Source organism: Prosthecobacter fusiformis, from assembly GCF_004364345.1.
In the GTDB taxonomy this organism is placed as follows: Bacteria; Verrucomicrobiota; Verrucomicrobiia; order Verrucomicrobiales; family Verrucomicrobiaceae; genus Prosthecobacter; species Prosthecobacter fusiformis.
This window is the reverse complement of sequence record NZ_SOCA01000003.1, coordinates 515,224-534,075: the sequence shown is the minus strand read 5'-3', so window position 1 is coordinate 534,075 and position 18,852 is coordinate 515,224. Positions and strand designations below refer to the sequence as shown.

The following is an 18,852-nucleotide window of genomic DNA, read 5'->3' as shown; positions in this document are numbered from 1 at the left end:
AGGTCTGGTGAAGGGAGGTTGAGAGTAAGGGGGAGCGTGTTATCAGATTCGAGGTGGCTATCCCACAGGGGACTGTGCGGGCTACTTTGTGACTCTAAGGCGGGGGGCGATGCGCGGTTTTTAGCGGCGTTGGGGAGGAACCTGGAAAAAAGGGGTGAGGGATGGGGGGACGTGGTATGTGATTGCGATGCTGCTATCCGCACAGGGACTGTGCGGGCTACTTTGCACTGCGACTTTGATGATGGCCGATCAGGCGACCATGGCGGCGGGTGGGTAGTGGGCCATTTCGGCTTGCATGTGGACGTGGAGACGTCCGTGGAGTTGGCGCTCGCCGAGGCGCTGCCAGTGGAGGCGCTGGAAGAATCTGGCGTTTTGTTCCTGAACATCGGCCAGAAATTTATCACAGCCTATTTTGTTGGCCGTGGATACGGCCTTGTAGATGAGGCCTGCGCCGATGGCACCGAAACCGCGATAAACAGGCTGGTGGCTGCGGACGCTGACACTGGTGCTCATTTCAGTGAGGCGGCGGTATTCGCGATCCACACAGAGGCGGCTGCCATACCAAAGACGAGGCTCACGTTCATCAATGCGGACGGTGCCGATGACCTCATCCACCATACCAGCCACGAGAGTGGCACAGATGATGGGGATGCCGTGTTCATCGAGTGCATCGCGGTCATCGCCATCATGGAAGACATGTTGCTCCTCACAAAATACAGCTTTGCGCAAAGCCCAGTAACCAGCGAGTTCGCTCGGGGTGGTGGCGATCTTAAAGACGAAGTCACGCTGACGGAAAGGAGGGTAAGTTTCAAAAAGCATGATGAGGATGACGGGTTGCAGAAGACGTGCCAAGAGAGCTATGAGCCGAGTGCCCACATGTTTAAAATCTGGCCAGCGGCGACCTTAGGAGTGGCGTGCCGCGACTCGATGCAGTTGGCGAGGAAACGGGCATCTTGAGCGACGCCGGAGAAGCGGCCGCTGCCCCAGGTGTATTGCCAGGGCAAGCCGATGAAATAGACTCCGGGCACACTAGTGACACCGCGATCATGGTTGGGATAACCTTTACCATCGAAGATGGGAATTTCGATCCAGCGGTAGTCCGTGCCGTAGCCCATGCTCCAGATGATGCTGGTGATGCTGGTGATGCCAGACTGAGAATAATCCAACGTGGCTGGCCGGTCTTCAGGCTGCCAGAGAGGAATGTAACGATCTTCCTGAGGGGCCTCGATGCCTTTTGAGGCGATGAATTTATCTATCGTTGTCTTGATGCTTTCGGACACATTGTCGGCCTGATCCAGGTTCTGCTTCAGGTCATCGGCAAAGGAGAGAGTGCTGCCGGTAACCTCCTTCAGGCGGCCGTAAAGCTGCATGCCTTCCAGGGCGAAGCGGCGGAGGTCAATATCGCGGCCACCATCCCGACCCGTAACATAATGATTGGCCTTGGAGCGGACCATGTCCTTTTTGGGATGCTCATGGATGGGCATGTCATAATAGCCCATGTCGGCCAGCCATTCGACGACGTCCTTGCCACGATAGCGACGAGCGGTGCGCGGCGCACCACCGACGCAGAGGTGGACGCGTCGGCCTGCCAGGTGCAGGTCTTCGGCGATCTGGCAACCGGACTGGCCGGTGCCGACGACAAGCACTTCGCCAGGGGGAAGGGCTGCTGCATTTTTATAGTTTGAGGAGTGCAGTTGCGTGATGCTGGAGGGGAAGCGTTCCGCCATGCGAGGCAGGTGCGAGGTCTGATAACCGCCCGTTGCGACGACCACCTGATCTGCGGTGAAATCACCGATGTCGGTGGTGATCTCAAACACGCCGCTGCTGTTGCGGCGCATGCGCCAGACATTGACACCCTCTTTCAAAGGCGGATCAAAGGAGCGAGCGTAGGACTCGATGTATTCGACGATCTGGTCCTTAACCATGAAGCCTTTGGGATCATCACCGGCGTAGTCAAAACCAGGGAGAGCACACTGCCAGTTAGGCGTGACGAGGCAGAAGGAGTCCCAGCGCTTACTGCGCCAGGATTCCGCGAGACGGTTTTTTTCGAAGACGAGATGGGCGATGCCTTTTTCCTTGAGGCAAAAACTCATGGAGAGTCCGGCCTGGCCGCCGCCAATGATGATGACTGGATAATGTGTTTCCATGAAGAGATGCTAAAGTTTAAGGATGCGGACGGTTTGATCGGCAGGATAAGAGCGGCCCCAGCTTTCGATTTCGCTAAGCTGATCCATGGCGGAGGAGCAGGCGAAACCGAAACGCTGACGGACACGGTCACTGGCAGCATTCAAGGCAGTGCGGCTGCGCTGGATGAACTCGCTCATGGGCATGGCATCACCGGATTTGAAGTGCTCATGAATGACGGTGGAGGGTGAGTAGCATTGGCGTTTTTCGCCATCGGGAAGTTCAACGATGTAATGGACGGCGGGCATGGTCAGGCGGCGCAGGGGGATTGTTTTTCGAAGGAGGAAAGGGAGGAGCAGGCACCGCATTTGGCGCAGCCAGCCTTGACAGTATCGGAGGTCATTCCCGCCGTGGTGAGCATATCCCCCAGTGGCTGAAGGATGGAGCGCATGAAGTCTGACGAGGGTGGTTGCCGCCCTTCAAGCTGAGTACCGCCAATAGGCACAAAGGGCACAACAAAGGGATAGACCCCGAGCTGGATGAGCTGATGGCAGGCATCCAGTAAACCTTCGCGAGTATCGCCAAGGCCAGCCAGAAGATAAGTGCTGACCTGGGCGCGGCCAAAGATGGCGACGGCAGCCTTGAAGGCTTTGAGATAATAAGACACGGGTACCTGGGCCTTGCCCGGCATGATGCGAGCGCGGACGTCCTCATCCCAAGCCTCCAGGTGCATGCCCAGGGAATCCACGCCGGCTTCATGCAGATGCTTAAACCAGATGAAATCAGCAGGTGGCTCACACTGCGCCTGAATGGCCAGGCCCGTGCGGAGCTTGATGGCGCGGGCGACATCCACGAGGACAGCCGCGCCCCGGTCTTCCGTGGGCGGAGTGCCGGTGGTGAGGACGACCTGCTCAATACCATCATAACGCTGCGCGGCGGCGGCGACTTCGGCAAGCTGCTCAGGAGTCTTGCGGGCAATGGTGCGATCCCCTTTCAGAGATTCGCCAATGGCGCAGAACTGGCATTTGGTGGCGCTATTGCCATAACGGATGCAGGTCTGCAGAACGGTGGTGGCCAGCACGTTGTGAGAGTGCAACTGCGCGATCTTCCAATACGGAATGTCATCCGCCGTGGACATGGAATAAAAGTGCGGCTGACGCGGAAAGACGATGGGGGATTCCGGCTCGCCATCCCGATATAGCATGGCCCGGCCATCTGTGCCGGGAACCGAGGCGGTGAAAGGTGAGTGATGGGCGGGCCGGGTATGCACAGGCACCATGATGGTGGTACCCATGACGGCCACGGCCTTGTGGTCGCTGGGGCCTGCGCCGCCACGCCGACTGGAGGCAGATGAGGCCTCATCCAGCATGCGCAGGCCGAGGGATTGCAGTTCAGACAGCAGCCATTGCTTCCGGCTGACCAAGGCGGTCTCGAGAGTGATCATGAGCGTTGTTGAATTGAGTGTTAGGCCAAATGATTTCGGAATCCATGGCGGCTCCGTTGGATGAGGTTTGCTGGTTGGCCTCCAAGTTTTGATGCAGGGTGAAAATGTCCGGCCGGGAGTAATGGCCGACGCTGTCCATCATGCGTTTGCGTTTGGTGATGAGGGCGAAGTCGAGGTCGGCAATGGCCATGCCTTCACCCTCCGTGATGGGTTCACATAGTGGCACACCTTCGGGAGAAATAATGGCCGTGTAGCAGCCACCGCGCAGGGCCTTCTGCATCTTCGGATCACCCGTGATGGAGACGATCTGCTCATCGGTAAGCCAGCCGGTGGAGTTGACGACAAAACAGCCGGACTCCAGGGCGTGATGTTTAATGGTGACCTCAATCTGGTCCCGGAAAATGGGGCCGACCATGCTGCCGGGAAACTGGGCGCAGTGAATCTGCTCGTGCTGGGCCATGAGGCTGAAGCGGGCGAGCGGATTGTAATGCTCCCAGCAGGCGAGGGCACCGACGCGCCCGACCTCCGTCTCCACCACTTTGAGTCCTGAGCCATCCCCCTGACCCCAGATCATGCGCTCGTGATAGGTAGGTGTGATTTTACGCCGCTTCAGCGCCAGGGTGCCATCGGCATCGAAGATGAGCTGGGTATTGTAGAGGGAACCGTGCTCGCGCTCGTTCACCCCGATCACCAAGACCATGCTGTGCTTCAACGCCTGCTGGCTGAATACCTCAGGAATCCAGCCGGGGATCTCCACCGCATTTTCGTAGAGCCGCAGGTGCTCGCGACCGGCGCTGACCGGCGGCTCCACGAAACTGAAGTAGGGGTAGTAGGGGACAAAGGTCTCCGGGAAGACGGCGATCTCCACGCCCTTGGCGGCGGCATCAGCCACTGCCCGGCAGATGCGGTCCACCGTGCCTTCGGCACTTGTCAGGTCCGGTGCAATCTGCACCGCGGCTGCTCGGATCGTCGCCATAAATAAGGGGCGGTTAGAGATTCCAGGAATGGATGACCACGGCACCGGCGCGGCCGTGGATGAGATTGATGTCCAGAACGTCCAGAGGATTGATGGGGATGATGCCGGGGATGAAGGCCTTTTCCGTCTGTCCATAGAGTGCCTGGGTGGAGAAACGGCAGGCGTAGATCTTGCCACCCTCAGCCATGAACTGGGCAAGGCGCTTGTTCACCAGGAGGTGACCGGGGAAGGCCTCGTCACCCAAGGTGGGGAAACCTTTTTGGAAACCCATGGTGACGCCCGGGCCATAGAGCAGGATGGAGGTCTCGTAACCTTTACGCAGGAGGCGTGTGGCGACGAGGGTATTGACGAGGCCGATGGAGCCTTCATGGGCGACACCGTGGAAGGTGACCAGGGCTTTTTCCCCCGGATTGGCCTTCACGTCTTCGAAGACTTTCTCTTCATAGTTGACGAGGATGTCGCCGTCCTTGTGTGCGGGGTGGGTTACTTCAGGCATAGTCGTGTTTTGATGGATGTTAAGACGAGGTGAATGGCAGCCAGCAGAAGCCGGTGCATGAGAGCTTTTTAAGCACTGGGGGTGCCATGGCCCGTGCCAAGTTCTGGAGGAAGGCGCGAGATTCATGCAAACCGTTGCATGAGCCTAACTAAGTTTGTAGCGAAGCCTGGCTACGCCCGCAGGATTCGGACTCCACCACCCTGCATGCCATGAAGATGACGCAGGGAAGCCGGGCCTTGAGGTCATAGGAAAGATTGCAAACATCCGTGGCACCCTAGCGTTGGAAGTAGATGCCTATACCCTCCAGCCGCCCTCTAGTTTTTGATGTGCTCCACGGGGCGATCGGTTTTGCGATCGTGAGTGTGGCGGCGTTTTCCGTGTGGGGGTTTGCGGCGGGGGCGTTTCGCGATTTTGGAGGCGAACTGGGGATGTATGCGGCGATTGCGGGGGTGTTTTTGGCGCTATCTGGAGTGCTGCTGAGTCCGCTGGCACCGGGCATGGGGCGATTTTACAAAGCGTTTTTGCCTGCTTTTTTGCTGTATGCGGTCGTGTGGTGTGTGGCGTGGTTTGGACTGAAGGGACGCGTGGGGGAATGGGTGGGGGCGGCAGCGGGGTGCCTCGTTTTCACCTGGGTGGGCATGAAGATGCTGGGCAGCACGCGGGGATGGATGGCGGCGGCGATGGCTCTCTTTGCCCTGCATACGGCGGGCTATTTCGCCGGAGATTCGGCGATGTATGACTACTGGGTGCCGCTGGCAAAGGCGGGGGACCTGGGAAAAGTGGACCGGGCGCAGTTGATCCTGTATGGGAAATTGTCCTGGGGACTTTTCTACGGGCTGGGGTTCGGGGCGGGGATCGGGTGGGTGTTTAACCGGGCGCGGGTTGGGGCTTGAGCCGGGTCGGTTCCATGCTATGACTTTCAGGACCACCATGGCCCTCGCAAAGATCACCCAAGTTTCCGGCACTGCCGTCCACGTTCCAGGTTCCGACATCGATACGGACCGCATCATTCCTGCCCGCTTCATGAAGTGCGTCACTTTTGACGGTCTGGGTGAGTTCGCCTTTTATGACGTGCGCTATGACAAAGATGGCAATCTGACAGGCCATCCGCTGGATGATCCGCGCTTTAAAAACGCCTCTATTCTGCTTTCCGGCACAAACTTTGGCTGCGGCAGCTCCCGTGAGCACGCCCCGCAGGCACTGTATCGCTTCGGCTTCCGGGCGGTGATTGCGCAAAGCTTTGCGGAAATCTTTTTTGGCAACTGCACCACCCTGGGAATCCCCTGCGTGATGGCCTCCGCTGAGGACATCGCCAAAGTGGCGGCTGCGGTGGAAGTGAATCCGGCGATCCAGGTGACGGTGGATGTGGAAAACAAGCGGGTCGTCTTTGGTGATGACAGCTTCAGTGTGACCCTTCCCTCCACGGCTCATGAAGCGCTGACGAGCGGCAAATGGGACCCCATCGCTGAACTGCTGGAATCCAAAGAAGTGATCCATAGCCGAATGACACAGATGGGCTGGGTCTAACTATTCGTTCTTTTTTCCCACTTTCAACACCACCCACCATGAGCACCATTCCCGACCAGCTCCGTTATCGTGATTCGCATGAGTGGGTGGACCCTACGCAGGCGATTTCTCCTGTGGGCATCACGGATCACGCGCAGGCAGAGCTGACGGATGTGGTCTTTGTGGACCTGCCGAAACTGGGCGCGGTCACCGCAGGCCAGCAGGTGTGCGTGGTGGAATCCGTCAAAGCGGCGAGTGATATTTACGCGCCGGTGAGCGGTGAAATTGTGGAGGTGAATGAAGCCCTGAATGCGGAGCCGGGCCTGATCAATACTGATCCCTACGGTGCAGGCTGGATTTTTAAAATGAAGCTGACGAGTGCCGATGATGCCGCTGCCCTGATGGATGCGGCGGCTTATCAGGTGCACATCGGCTAACATACGGCTTCAAAATTCCGCTGGAGTTTTGAGACTGATAGCGTTCCAAATCTGTTGGCAAATTACAGTGGATGATCGCTGCGCAGGCTTCATGATGGGGGCGCTATGAATAACGCTCCCATCTCCACTCACAATAAGGCACTTGGCTACGTCCTCTGGATCTTTGGCTTCACAGGTGCTCACCGGTTTTACTTTGGCAAACCCGTCACTGGAGTGATCTGGTTTTTGACGGGGGGACTGTTCCTCATCGGATGGATTGTGGACCTTTTCCTCATCCCCTCGATGGACCGCCAAGCGGATGCGCGCTTTGCCCAAGGGCCGTATGAGTACTCTGTCGCCTGGATCTTGCTGACCTTCCTGGGCATCTTCGGTATCCACCGGTTTTACCAGGGCAAGTGGCTAACGGGGCTGCTTTATCTCCTTACAGGTGGTGGATTCCTGATCGGGGTCATCTATGACTTCTGCACGCTGAATGATCAGCTGGATGAGCTGAACAAGGGTGCCTGAAGCCACGACTGATAGGGCAGCGGAAATGGGTTCCGCTGCCTTTTTTATTTTAATGCAGCGATGAGCTGGGCCTGGAGTCCCATGCCCATCTGGTAAATGACGCGGTAGCTGCCTTCCTGCAAAGCGGTGCCGCCTTTGTTGCTCTGGGCAGCCCCGCCGAGAAGGCCATCCGGGGTGAGATGCTTCGCCAATCCAGCGAGCGTCTTTTGTGCAGCCTTATGTGAATCGTCCTTGAGCCAGCCTGAGGCATGGGCACGGGCAAGAGCGGTGGCGAGACCTGCGGAGCCGGAGGTATCCGTGACGGACTGGGGATCGTGAATGAAATTTCCCCAGAGGCCGTCTTCGCGCTGATGATGGAGGAGGAAAGCGGCGACGCGTTTGATCTCCGGCAGCCAGGATTGAGTGGCGCGCTCATCATCCAGGGCCTGGATGGTGCGAACGAGGCCGAGATAATACCAGCAGACGCCCCGGCACCAGTTTCGCAAATGTTTGCCCCCAGCCATGCTGGCGGACTGATAGACATCACCATCATGGATATTGGTGAGGCGACGGGCCTCGAGCTGACGAAGGGCGATGGTGGCGAGCTCCTCACTTTTTAATACGCGTGAAAGCACGGCGGTGGGATAAGCGGCGGTGTAGTTTCCCTCCGTGGTGAGGGATTGGCCCAGGGAGACGTTGTGCTTGCTGATCTTGTCTGACGATAGGAATTTGCGGCCAATTTCCAAAGCGGGATGATCCGGCTGACGACGTGCCAGGGTGGCCCAGGGCAGAGGTTCCTCAATGCCGCCGACGCGGTCTTTGACCGGATGACTGCGAGGGCTTTCGAAGGCCACGCCGTCGGCCGTGAAATACATGGAGAGGTAACGATCCACGAGGGCGAGCAGGGCATCGTCCTTGCGGGCTTCGGCCAGATCCAGAAGACCTTCTGAAGCACAACCGCTCTGCCAGCCGAACCCTTGGAGCATCACGAGTCCGCGCAGGCGATGCTCAAACTCAGTCATTGGATCTCCAGGCGGGGCGATGAGAACGTGTGGGAGTTGCAGCACATCAGGCGTCGGTGAGGCCTCCGGTGAAGGAGCGAAGAACCAGAGGGGCGCGGGACCATTCACGAGTTTTAAAACGGCGCCTTTTTTCAATACCTGTCTGGCCTGAGCAGGAGTGAGGACCATCTCCTGCACCTGATACAAGGCGGCAAAACGAACTGGCAGCGTGCCGATGACTTCGCCATCTGGCGTGCTGACTTCAATGGCGTAATCATTGCGGACATCGACTGCATTGGTCAGGCGCAAGCGGCATTCGGCATTGTCCGGCACTGCGGGGGCCGCTTCACCCAGGCCGTGAAGCGTGGTGGGTGCGCTGCCGACATTGCCCACGGCAAAAGACTTCCAGCCGAAGCGGAGAAATCCGGGGACCAAGGGTACCTCTGGAGCCACGTCAGGACTTTCACCCAATGACAGTGCGATGTGCTGGGCTGCGGGGCTATTTTCCACCGAAAAGCCAAGCCGCGAACCCAGGCCTAACAAACTTACGTGACTGAGCGTTTTCAAACACTGGCGGCGGCTGAAGTGGAGTGGCTGGATATTCATGAACTGGGGCGTTTGGTTGGAGCCAAAGGACATGTAAGCAGACGCAGTTCATTGCCAAGTTAATACAGGTTACCAAAACCAGCGGAGGGAAGCATCCTCAAGGGAGTTTTAGGCTTGTCATTTCGCTGTTGATCTGGCTTTGGTAAGCAGTTCACCATGAAAGTTTTTTTCGCCCTCTGCTGCCTGTTCATTTCCATCACCTGGGCGCATGCACGGGCCAAGACGCTGGACATTTACTGGATCGACTCCGAAGGCGGCGGATCAACATTGATCATCACGCCGGAAGGTGAATCGATACTGGTGGATACGGGTAACCCGGGCGGGCGCGATCCAGAGCGTATCCGGAAGATCGCGATGGAGACAGCGGGGCTGAAGAGGATTGATCACGTGATCATCACCCACTTTCATGGAGACCATTTTGGCGGGCTTTCTGAGCTGGCGGAACTGATGCCCATCGGGACGCTGTATGACAAGGGGGTGCCGGAAAGAAGCCCGGATGGCAAGCCGCAGGACATGCGCTGGACCCTGCTAAGCCGCCCTTACCTGAATGCGAAGGTGGAGAAGCGGGTAACGCTGGCGGCGGGGGATGCGGTGCCGCTGAAACAGGCGACTGACAGCCCCAGGCTGAAACTCCGCTGCCTGGGCGCGAACCAAAAGTTCATCAACGCTCCTGCTGATGCGCCTCACAATCCGCTGACGGGCTCTGTACCACCGAAGGCTGAGGACCCGAGTGACAATGCCAACAGTGTGGTGCTACTGCTGGAGTTCGGCGATTTTCGTTTTTTTGACGGTGGGGATCTGACCTGGAATGTGGAGGAGAAACTGGTCACGCCGGTTAATCTCGCAGGCAAGGTGGACCTGTATCAGGTGAATCATCATGGCCTGGAAAGCAGTAACAATCCGGTGCTCATCCAGAGCCTGGAGCCGACGGTTTCCGTCATGAACAACGGACCCAAAAAGGGCACAAGCAAATCCGCCATGGATGCGCTGACTTCCACGCCCTCAATCGTGGCGATGTATCAAATGCACGAGAACGTGCGTGAGGACAGTGAGAATACGGAGGACAAAAGCATGATCGCCAATCATGGGGACCTCGGAGATGCCTGCACGGGACATCCCATCCAGTGCACTGTCAGCACGGATGCAAAAAGCTACACAGTCAAGGTGCCGTCGCAGATGCATTCGCGTACGTTCCAAACGCGTAAGAAGTGACTGCGATCCGGCACAAGACGCTTATTTGAATTTCACGTCCGGCGGGAAATTGCGCACCAGATCATCGTCGGTATAGGGCTGGCCATCCGGGCCATCGTAGATCAACTGGAAAGCGCAGCCGCTGCTGGAAAGGACATGGAGACGAATGCCGGGCGATTCTGGGGAGGCGCGAAAGGCTTCGTCCTGTAGGGCCGGGTGCTCCTTGGGGACGAGCGCCAGCTTTTTCCCGTTGGCTCCGGCGAGCTGGTCACAGATTTCCTGCCAGGTGCCATTCGGCAGAGAACGAACGGTGGTCCAGTAATCCAGAAGCATCTGCCCGACGATGGTGGTCTGCTGCTCGGGAGTCAGGCTGGGATCAAGCAAATCATTGAGAGGTCCAGGCGGGAGACCCGCTGCAGGATCCGGCTGCGGGAGGGCTGCTTTCAAGGCGGGGTCATTGGGGTCCAGGCTTGGCTGTTTTTCGCGAAACAGGCTTTGGACATCCGCCCACAGACCTGACAGGCCATTGCCTTTTCCCAACATCAGCCCAAACAATACGGATAGCACCAGCAGAAGGCCAAAGGCCGCGGGGCGGAGAAAACGTTTCATTAGCACTACATCAACGGAAGAGCCTCAAGCCGCCTTCATGAAGCCGACGTTGGCATCAAAGTTGATGATGTTGGGGAATACTTCCCGGATCTGGGAATCGGATAGGCCGAACCATTTCGCCATGGTGGCGGCGTATTGATCCACACTGGTGGTGGGCACCCAACGACCACGACCGGTATCTAGGGGATTACCCGCGACAGTGATGTCAGGATCTGGATAAGTGCCATAGACTTTCTGACCATTCACCCCGCCGCCCATGACAAGATGATGCCCGCCCCAGCCGTGGTCAGAGCCGCGACCATTTGAATCGTAGGTGCGGTTAAAATCCGAAGCGGTGAAGCTGGTCACTGAGTCTCCCATGCCGATGCTTTCAAGTCCATCCTGGAAGCCTTTCATGGCGGCGCTAACGCGGCCTAACAAACCTGCATGGTCATCAAGCTGAGGACCGTGTGTGTCAAAACCGCCGGTGGAGACGAAGAAAATCTGGCGTGTGATGCCCAGCGGACCCTGAGCCTGGATCATCTTGGCCACGGTGCGGAGTTGTTCACCCAGGTCATTATTCGCCGGGATGGTGGGGAAATTCGATGTTCCCTGAAGGGCGGCATTGATGGTATCGGCCTCAATGATGGACTTGCTGGAAAGGTCGGCAAAAGCGTCTTCCATCAGGTTTGCATACTCGTTGCTGAGGATGTTACGGAAGGCGGTATAACGGGACACATCCTGGGAACTGCTGCCCTGTCCAAGGCGGAATACAGGGGTGCCACCCGGACCGGGACGGAAAGGCAGCATCGTTTTCCCCACCTGGAAAAAATTGGTGCCGCTGAGGGAAACCAGCATGGAGACGGAGGTGCGCTCCTGAGTGCCGACCAGTGCCTCAGCCATGCGAGCACCCCACCCGGTTTGCGTATAGGCAGCATTCATCGTGCTGGCCGAGGTCTGCCACTGTACCTGCTGGTCGCTGTGGGAAAAAAGATTCTCCGGAACAGCTGCAGTGTGGTTGTAATAGTCCTGAAGCGTGGCCGGTGCGATGAGGGTACCAACATTGGAAAGCAGGGCGAGTTTTCCCTGATTGTATAAATCCCGGCAACCGGTCATGGACGGGTGAAGACCCAGATTCAGTCCATTATCATTGAGGGTATTCAGCGCGAGGATATTGGCCTGAGGAATGGTAAGGACCGTGCGGCTGGCGGCATACTTGGCGTGGGCCGATGTCTCACGGGGCATGAGCACGTTATTCGAGTCATTGCCACCGTATAAAAATACGCAGACGATGGCCTTATACGGGGCCCCCGGCTCGAGCACATCCGCCGCCTGCGCATTCATATGGCGCAGAGTCAGGATGGTATTCAGCAGGCAGGTCGTGGACATGGCCGAACATGCGCTGGAGCCCAGGAAATTTCGCCGGGTGAGCAGTCGGGGCATTTCATTCGGTGTCATGAGGCGCGAAAAAGAGGGTGTATAAGAAGGCAGAATCAGCGCTCGGTAACGAATTCCGGCGAAGCGGTGATGAGCTGCAACATGGCTTTCACACCATTGGTGGAATTGGCAGCATGAAGCGTATGAAGGCTCACGAGTGAATCCCGCAATCCAGCGGACATCGTCCGGCCTAACAAAAGGGTTTCCAATTTGGCCAAGAGAGCATCCGGCGTGCTCCAGAGCGCGGTCAAGGGGGTGATGTCCAGGCCTACACGACCACCCTGGTTGGTGTAAAACCCGTTGGTCACGCCTTCATAGAAATAGTTGGCAGTGTCTGTGACGGTGAGTTCTGTGGTGATCTCATACTCGGGGGAGACAATCCCAGCATCCAGGATGGCTCCTGGAGGGGAGTAGGAGGGATTGAAGAAGTTAAAGACAGTAGGGGCCTGCATAGGCCATTGGCCGAGTTCATCCGTGGCATTCCACATGATGTAACGTCCGAGCACTGGCGGATTACTGCTAGGAGGCTTGGGGAAGGCGCGAAGCATGCGGGCAAGGCGGACCATTGGCTCGCTCATTTTGCCAGCGCTGGCGGTGGTGCCCAGGGTACGAGCCTCCCGGTCCATCAGGATGGCCTTGACCACCGCACCTATATCACCACGCACGCCTTTGCCATTATTGTCCCAGGTCTTGGAGACGCGGAAAATATAAGCCGGGCTAGGGTTGCTGGTGACCAGCCTTTGAATAAGCCGCTTGCTGATGAAGGGGCCGACATTGGGATGAGCGGCGAGGATGTCCAGGCAACTGCGGACATCTTCTACAGCGGTCTGTCCGGCTGGAATGGTGGCACCACCCACGATGACTTTCTGACCCCGGTCATGATAGTCTTCAAAAGACATCATGGGATTGATTTCATCAGTGGCATTTCCACTCCAGGTGAAACTGCGGGAATTGTTAAAGGTCCAGCCTGTAAAGGCCCGTGAGAGTTCCAAGATTTCTTCCTGGGTATAGGTCGGGATGGCATTGCCGGAGCCATTGCGCTTCAGCGTTCCATCTTTATTCAGATGATCAAGACCGATGCTGAAAAGCTGCATGATCTCACGCGGATAGTTTTCATCAGGCTGGGCTTTGGAGCTGCGCACCATCGTGAGCCAGGTGCCCATCATGGGATTGAAGGTGATATCCTCCAGCAACTTCCGATAGGTGACTCCGGGAGCGACGCTACGCACCAGCAGATCATAATAATTGGTACACCCGCGAGGGTAGTTGCGCAGGGATCCGTTGCGGTCTGAGATCACTAAAATTTCACTCAGAGCCAGGGCCACACGCTGGCGCAACTGGTCAGGGGAGGTAGCGGCAAGAGTCCACCAGCTATACAAGCGGTCCTCCGTTTCCAGCGGGGTGCTGGTCATCGGCATCACCTTGCCAGGCAGGCCCAAAGTATTTGCCGTGCGGCTTAGCTCGATCAACTTTTCCTGGGCACCTTCAAACAGGGCCATTTGATCCATATGCGAGAGATGGGAAGTGACCGGCAGGGCCAGTTGCTCATCAATCCATTTGGAAAAGCCAAGCTGTTTCACCCGGGCAATGTCTGCCTCAGAAGGCCCAAAGGTGGCCTGCTTCAGGAATCGTGCGGCCTCGATGTCCGTAACCGTGGCTGGGGCAGACCAAGCTGTTGTGGCATGACTGCCGCTGCTATCCGGCGGATAAATAGGGTCAGTGCCTTCTGCAACTGCCACGGTCACCTGGCGTGTTGCAACCACGGACTGGTTACCTGAGGAGTCTGTGACGACGTAACGAATGACATAGGTGCCCGGCTTGGTGGTATCCACGGTGCCTTGGGTGGTTACTGAGCCAGTCAGATTACCATCTTCAAGGTCCTGGGCGCTAAAGCCTGGGTCCACATACGAGGAACCGACATTGACAGTCACATTGGAACCACCCGTAAGGGTGATGGTGGGAGGCTGTTTGTCTGCCAATTGGAAGGGAGACAAGAAGGGGCCGTCAATCACCTCAAAAGCCGCATTTCCTGGGCGAAGCCATGCCAGGGCCAGATGATCACGCCAGCCAGATTCTTTATATCGGATTTCGATATAATAGCTTTTCCCCTTGGCTAGTGAGATGGGGCGGGAAAGCTGATAATCTGGGAACTTGCGCCATTCATAGTAATCAGTCCCGGCTGGAACAAAGCACGCCAGTTCCTTGTTTTCAGGAGTGCGGTCTGGGCTGATATGGACTTCACTCCAGTCATCGGAGGCGAGATTAAATCGATAGATGCCAGAGGCGGGGGGGTGCAGGTAGCCCCGCAGAAGCATCCCATAATTGTCACCTTTATTGGATACGATTTCAGTGCCGGAGAGCTGCACGCGTGAATCCGGGCTGTTAGGGAATTTGGAAGACGCCACGAGATCCGTGACCCACCCGCCCGTGATGCCATTGAAGGTTTCAGCCAAAATGGAACCGGTGCCAGCCGCCAGTTGAGGCGAAATGATGATGCCCATGGTGGCAGAGCGGGTATTCACACCATCCGTCGCCGTAAGCTGCAACTGATAGGTGCCCGCCGCAGGCAGTTCCACAGCGGTAGTCAGGGCAGTGGGGGAATCAAAGACTGCGCCTTTTGGACCTTTCAGAACAGACCAGCGGTAGGCCAGCGCCTGCGGACCGGGGACATAATCCACGGCGGAACCACGAAGAGTAAAGCGCTTGCGTGGCCAGAAACTGGTCTGGTCTTCACCTGCACGAATGTTCATTTCTCCATCAAAAGCGGATGCGGTTACACCATCGGGCGGGCTCAAAAGTGTGCCGGGAATGATCTGGGCTTCAGCATCTGTTTGCGTTGAGAGGCGGTAGGCCATCGCAAAGTAATCGTCACTGCCGCTCTCCTTATGCAGGGCCTGGACATAGTAACGGATGCCGGGAACCAGATGGATGACGGCGGATTTTTGCGAGGGATAGCGTGTCCAGTTATGCCAGCCCGTAGAATAAGGGGTGGAGCAGATCTTCTGCGCACCGGCAGCGGCAGGACCCGTCGGGTTCAGCCAAAAGGCACTCTCTTCATCACTGGCCAGAAGGAACACATAATCTCCCTCCACAGGCACCTGAAGAAAACCGGTGAGGCGCTGGCCGTAGTTGTCCCCCCAATTGCTGGGAGTCTCCAGATTTGGAATGATGTCCGTGAAGCTAGGAGGTCCCTTGTAAGCTGCAGAATTGGTCAGATTAACAAGCTGGTAACCGCTAACTCCAGTCCATGTTTCACGCAGCAAACCACCTGACTTGGCAGTGAGCGGATTTTGGACCGTCACCAACATGATATCGCTGGCCGTGCTGACGCCATCGCTGGCGGTCATCTTGATTTCATAAACGCCTGGGCCACCAAACGTCACCATGGCCACAGGGCCAGTCTTGCTGTCAAAAGTCACTTTCGCTGATTTCGACGACCACTGATAGGTGATCGGCTGCGGCCCTTGCTTCAAATCATAAACCAGTGCGGCCAGAGCAAGCTGGTTCTGAGGCCAGAGGATGGTGCGATCCGTTCCCAGGGCGACTGTGATCTCGGGATTGAAAGCCGGAGCAGCCTTTTCAGGAACCAAAAATCCTCGGGAGATGACTTCGCGGCCATTGGTCGCCGGGCCGTCCATGGCCACGGCCAAATAATCCGACGAATTGTTTTCCTTGTGGAGGATTTCCAAAGGATACAGCACGCCGGCCAGGAGGTTAAACGTCACGGATTTTTGCGAGGCACGGCGGTCCCAGTCTCGCGAGTTGTTTACGGCAGTGTCCAGGTAGGCGATGCGGCGAAGCCCCTGCCCGTCCTTCAAATCGAATTTCATCTCTGAAGCATCATCCGAGGCGATCCAGAAGGTATAGGCACCGGCGACTGGCACAACGAGGCTGCCCTTCAAGCGGGTGCCGTGATAGTCCGCCCAGCTTGCTGGAGGTTCCGCGCCTGGGAGCAGGTCTTCAATGTGCGGATAAGAAAGTGTGGGATCATAGGCCAGCAGGTCCGCCAGGGTGGCACCGGCCACGTCCAGCCAGACAGAGCGTGTCAGAGACCCGGCATTGGCCAGCAGAGGTTTGGTCACCGTAATGATGACTGTATCCCGATGGGTGTAGCTGCCTTCTGTAACGGCGAGCTCATAAGTGTAAATACCAGCAGCGGAGAAGATCACTTCACTGGTTAGGCTGGAAGGCTCCACCAACGTGGACTTAGGCCCGGAGACCTGCTTCCAAAGCACCGTGGGAGTTTTGTCTGAACTGATGGCCTTGACCCAGGAACCGGCCAGACGCGTGCGGTCATGGGGCCACCAGAAGGTGCGGTCTTTTCCAGCGCGGGCATAAAAGGTGAGCGTGGGATCAAAGGCGGGGGCTTTCTGGCTGGGCTCCAGGTAGCTGCCCTCAATCACCTTCGGTCTGCGGTCACTTTCCGGGCTCCAGGCAACGGCAAAGTAATCACTGCTCCAAGTTTCCTTATGCAGCAACTCCACATAATAACGGCCACCGGGTTTCAAGGCGATGGGAGCGGAGGTTTGTGAGGCCTCGTTCGTCCATACTTCACGTCCGCTGGCGGTGGTGGCGTAACAAACTTTACGCAAATTGGCAGGGCTAGTATCTGTGCTAATGGAAAATTCCACCGCATCATCACCGGCGACATAAAAAAGGTAGTTCACCGGATCCTTGCCGCCCGCTGGGACATTCAGGATGCCGCTCACACGAGTGGCATAACGGTCTGCCCAGTTGTTAGCCTGCTTGAGATCCGGGATGGTATCTACGATGTCTGGATGATTCGGATAAGCAGGGTCCGCGCGCAGTGCATCCAGATTGGCAAAATTGCGCTCCCACCAAACCTGGCGAGTGAGGCTGCCAACCTGAGCATTGATGGGTGCCTTCACCTCCACGGTCACTTCATCCGTACTGGTGTTATTCAGTGTGGTGACGCTGTAACGGAGCACGTAAATGCCTGCCTTGGGTAAGGTGACAAGGGTCTGCGCGGCAGAGGCAGCGGAAAACAAAGCTCCACTGGGACCGCTGACCTGAGACCAGGCTCTGACGGGGGTATCCTCTCCCCAATTGCGGCGGGATTCATAGGCGCTGAAGGATATAGAATTCCGAGGCATGTGCAGGACGGCATCGCGCCCGGCATTGAGGATATAGTCATGCGCGAGGTCAAACTCCTGCGTCGCTGCGACTACGGCTGCGGAATCCGCAGGAGGGGCCAGATATTCTCCGACGATCTCGCTCAGGAAGTCCTGCCCGGGCTGCTGCCACATGAGGGTGAGGTGATCGGTGCTCCATTCTTCTTTGTGGCGAATTTCAAAGGCATACTTCCTGCCAGCAACAAGGGAGATCAAGGGAGAAGCCTGAGAAGCGTGATTGGAGAAAGTGGTAACACCCACGGCCGTGGTCACCGACGCACGTGATTGCAGATTGGCGGTGGAATCATCCGTGCTCAGTAAGAACTCCGCCTTTTCATTGGCTGCCATGTAAAAGCGGTAACTGCCGGTCGTGGGCACAAGAATAAAACCGCGCACACGCTGGCCATAAAGCTCGCCTAAGTTTTGGGTCTGGGTCAGCGTGGTGACCAACCGGTGGGCGTGAGGGAAATTTGGGTAATCCAGGCTACGCGATAAAGAAGCCACTGTATTGCCATCCACACCGAACCAGTATTCTGCCAGCGCCTTGCCCGCATCGGGTGCCAGCGGGGGGGCAATGACCACGGTCACATCATCCGTTGCAGTCAGCTCCGAGTGTGTGGCGGTGGCCCGAAAGACATACGTACCCGCACGGCTAACGGTAAGCTGAGTGGTGGGTAGCGCCGGTGTGGCAAGGGTAGCCGCCGGACCGCTAACCTGTGACCACTGCACGGTCGCGGCAATGTTTGCATCCGCCACATTCAGGGCCTGTGCAACGAGTTCGACCGTGTAGTTAGGCGCGTATTGAGTAATGGTTTTTCCAGCTTCAACAATGAGTCCCACCGGGATAGTTGCCGGAACCTCCACGGGGGTGAGCACCGCACCGGGAATGACTTGAGGTGTGGCACTCGGCGATGTGGCCCAGGCAACTGCGAGGCCGTCCCCGCCAGAGCCTTCCTTCATGAGGGCTTCAATGTAATAGCGTGTACCTGCCACCAGCGAGACCGGGGAGGAGCGCTGCTCTGTAAATTTGGTCCACTGTTTAGCGTCAGTCCAACCAGGGACATGAGCGATACGAGTTTTATTTGCAGCCGAGTCATTGGTACTCAGCCACAACTCGCAATAATCATCTCCACTTACCCAAAAGGTATAGTTGCCTGAAACTGCCGGGGTCAAGTAGGCCCGCATGCGGAGGCCGTATCGGTCTGACCAATTGACCGGGCTGGCGAAAGTGGCATCCACCACACGCAGCACCGGATTCGCAGGATAATCTGGAGAAAGGGTGAGATCGGCCACGGCCCCGCCATCCAGGTTTGTCCACACCTCCCTCAGCACACCCGTCTGGGCTTGAGCGAAGGCGGAGAGGGCCAGGACAACGCTGAAAATCAAAGCAGGAGCCTTTTGCATACAATTTCGCTCATCCTAACCGAG

At 57.3% G+C, this 18,852-nt stretch carries 15 protein-coding genes; 5 read left to right on the top strand and 10 right to left on the bottom strand.

From position 1 onward, the window contains the following. Nucleotides 1–249 precede the first annotated feature (249 nt). From EI77_RS11405 to EI77_RS11380, 6 genes are read right to left on the bottom strand one after another with little or no spacing between them, the layout of a single operon-like run. On the bottom strand, nt 250–852 hold the full coding sequence (locus EI77_RS11405) for an MSMEG_0567/Sll0786 family nitrogen starvation N-acetyltransferase (RefSeq protein WP_243838802.1): 603 nt from the start codon (nt 850–852) through the stop codon (nt 250–252). Nucleotides 853–857: 5 nt separating this feature from the next. Beyond that, nucleotides 858–2,147, bottom strand: a complete 1,290-nt coding sequence (locus EI77_RS11400; RefSeq protein ID WP_133795384.1) for an MSMEG_0569 family flavin-dependent oxidoreductase — start codon at nt 2,145–2,147, stop codon at nt 858–860. 9 nt (nt 2,148–2,156) lie between these two features. Next, nucleotides 2,157–2,432, bottom strand: a complete 276-nt coding sequence (locus EI77_RS11395) for an MSMEG_0570 family nitrogen starvation response protein (protein ID WP_133795383.1) — start codon at nt 2,430–2,432, stop codon at nt 2,157–2,159. Nucleotides 2,433–2,434: 2 nt separating this feature from the next. Next, nucleotides 2,435–3,568 (bottom strand): MSMEG_0568 family radical SAM protein, encoded by a 1,134-nt coding sequence (locus EI77_RS11390; protein ID WP_133795382.1) that lies wholly within the window; start codon nt 3,566–3,568, stop codon nt 2,435–2,437. Further along, nucleotides 3,516–4,544 (bottom strand): Nit6803 family nitrilase, encoded by a 1,029-nt coding sequence (locus EI77_RS11385; RefSeq protein ID WP_133795381.1) that lies wholly within the window; start codon nt 4,542–4,544, stop codon nt 3,516–3,518. The genes EI77_RS11390 and EI77_RS11385 overlap by 53 nt, the downstream gene beginning before the upstream one ends. Nucleotides 4,545–4,557: 13 nt before the next feature. Beyond that, on the bottom strand, nt 4,558–5,040 hold the full coding sequence (locus EI77_RS11380) for an MSMEG_0572/Sll0783 family nitrogen starvation response protein (RefSeq protein WP_078811746.1): 483 nt from the start codon (nt 5,038–5,040) through the stop codon (nt 4,558–4,560). 290 nt (nt 5,041–5,330) lie between these two features. Between EI77_RS11380 and EI77_RS11375 the strand changes: the two genes are divergently transcribed. From EI77_RS11375 to EI77_RS11360, 4 genes are all read left to right on the top strand, one after another. Next, nucleotides 5,331–5,933: an LptF/LptG permease family protein gene (locus EI77_RS11375; RefSeq protein WP_133795380.1), complete on the top strand. Its 603-nt coding sequence runs from the start codon at nt 5,331–5,333 to the stop codon at nt 5,931–5,933. A gap of 37 nt (nt 5,934–5,970) precedes the next feature. Continuing rightward, complete coding sequence (gene leuD / locus EI77_RS11370; protein WP_133795651.1) at nt 5,971–6,567, top strand: 3-isopropylmalate dehydratase small subunit; 597 nt, start codon at nt 5,971–5,973, stop codon at nt 6,565–6,567. Between the two features lie 38 nt (nt 6,568–6,605). After that, the gene (gene gcvH / locus EI77_RS11365) at nt 6,606–6,983 is read left to right on the top strand and encodes a glycine cleavage system protein GcvH (protein ID WP_133795379.1); all 378 of its coding nucleotides are present in this window, start codon (nt 6,606–6,608) and stop codon (nt 6,981–6,983) included. A gap of 105 nt (nt 6,984–7,088) precedes the next feature. Then, nucleotides 7,089–7,490 (top strand): NINE protein, encoded by a 402-nt coding sequence (locus EI77_RS11360; RefSeq protein ID WP_133795378.1) that lies wholly within the window; start codon nt 7,089–7,091, stop codon nt 7,488–7,490. Between the two features lie 44 nt (nt 7,491–7,534). On the opposite strand, the gene EI77_RS11355 is transcribed toward EI77_RS11360, so the two are convergent. After that, entirely contained in the window at nt 7,535–9,076 is a 1,542-nt protein-coding gene (locus tag EI77_RS11355; RefSeq protein ID WP_166647193.1) for a glycoside hydrolase family 88 protein, read from the bottom strand. A 156-nt stretch (nt 9,077–9,232) separates the two neighbouring features. Here EI77_RS11355 and EI77_RS11350 point away from each other — a divergent pair, with 156 nt between their 5' ends. Beyond that, nucleotides 9,233–10,288 (top strand): ComEC/Rec2 family competence protein, encoded by a 1,056-nt coding sequence (locus tag EI77_RS11350; protein ID WP_133795376.1) that lies wholly within the window; start codon nt 9,233–9,235, stop codon nt 10,286–10,288. Nucleotides 10,289–10,309: 21 nt separating this feature from the next. Here EI77_RS11350 and EI77_RS11345 read toward each other — a convergent pair whose 3' ends face one another. Genes EI77_RS11345 through EI77_RS11335 form a run of 3 tightly spaced genes read right to left on the bottom strand, consistent with a single transcriptional unit; the run spans nt 10,310 to nt 18,828 of the window. Then, nucleotides 10,310–10,876 carry a hypothetical protein gene (locus tag EI77_RS11345; RefSeq protein ID WP_133795375.1) on the bottom strand — a complete coding sequence of 189 codons (567 nt, stop codon included), beginning with the start codon at nt 10,874–10,876 and terminating at the stop codon, nt 10,310–10,312. 24 nt (nt 10,877–10,900) lie between these two features. Beyond that, nucleotides 10,901–12,313 (bottom strand): DUF1501 domain-containing protein, encoded by a 1,413-nt coding sequence (locus tag EI77_RS11340; protein WP_133795374.1) that lies wholly within the window; start codon nt 12,311–12,313, stop codon nt 10,901–10,903. Nucleotides 12,314–12,348: 35 nt separating this feature from the next. Further along, the gene (locus EI77_RS11335) at nt 12,349–18,828 is read right to left on the bottom strand and encodes a DUF1800 family protein (RefSeq protein WP_133795373.1); all 6,480 of its coding nucleotides are present in this window, start codon (nt 18,826–18,828) and stop codon (nt 12,349–12,351) included. Nucleotides 18,829–18,852 lie beyond the last annotated feature (24 nt).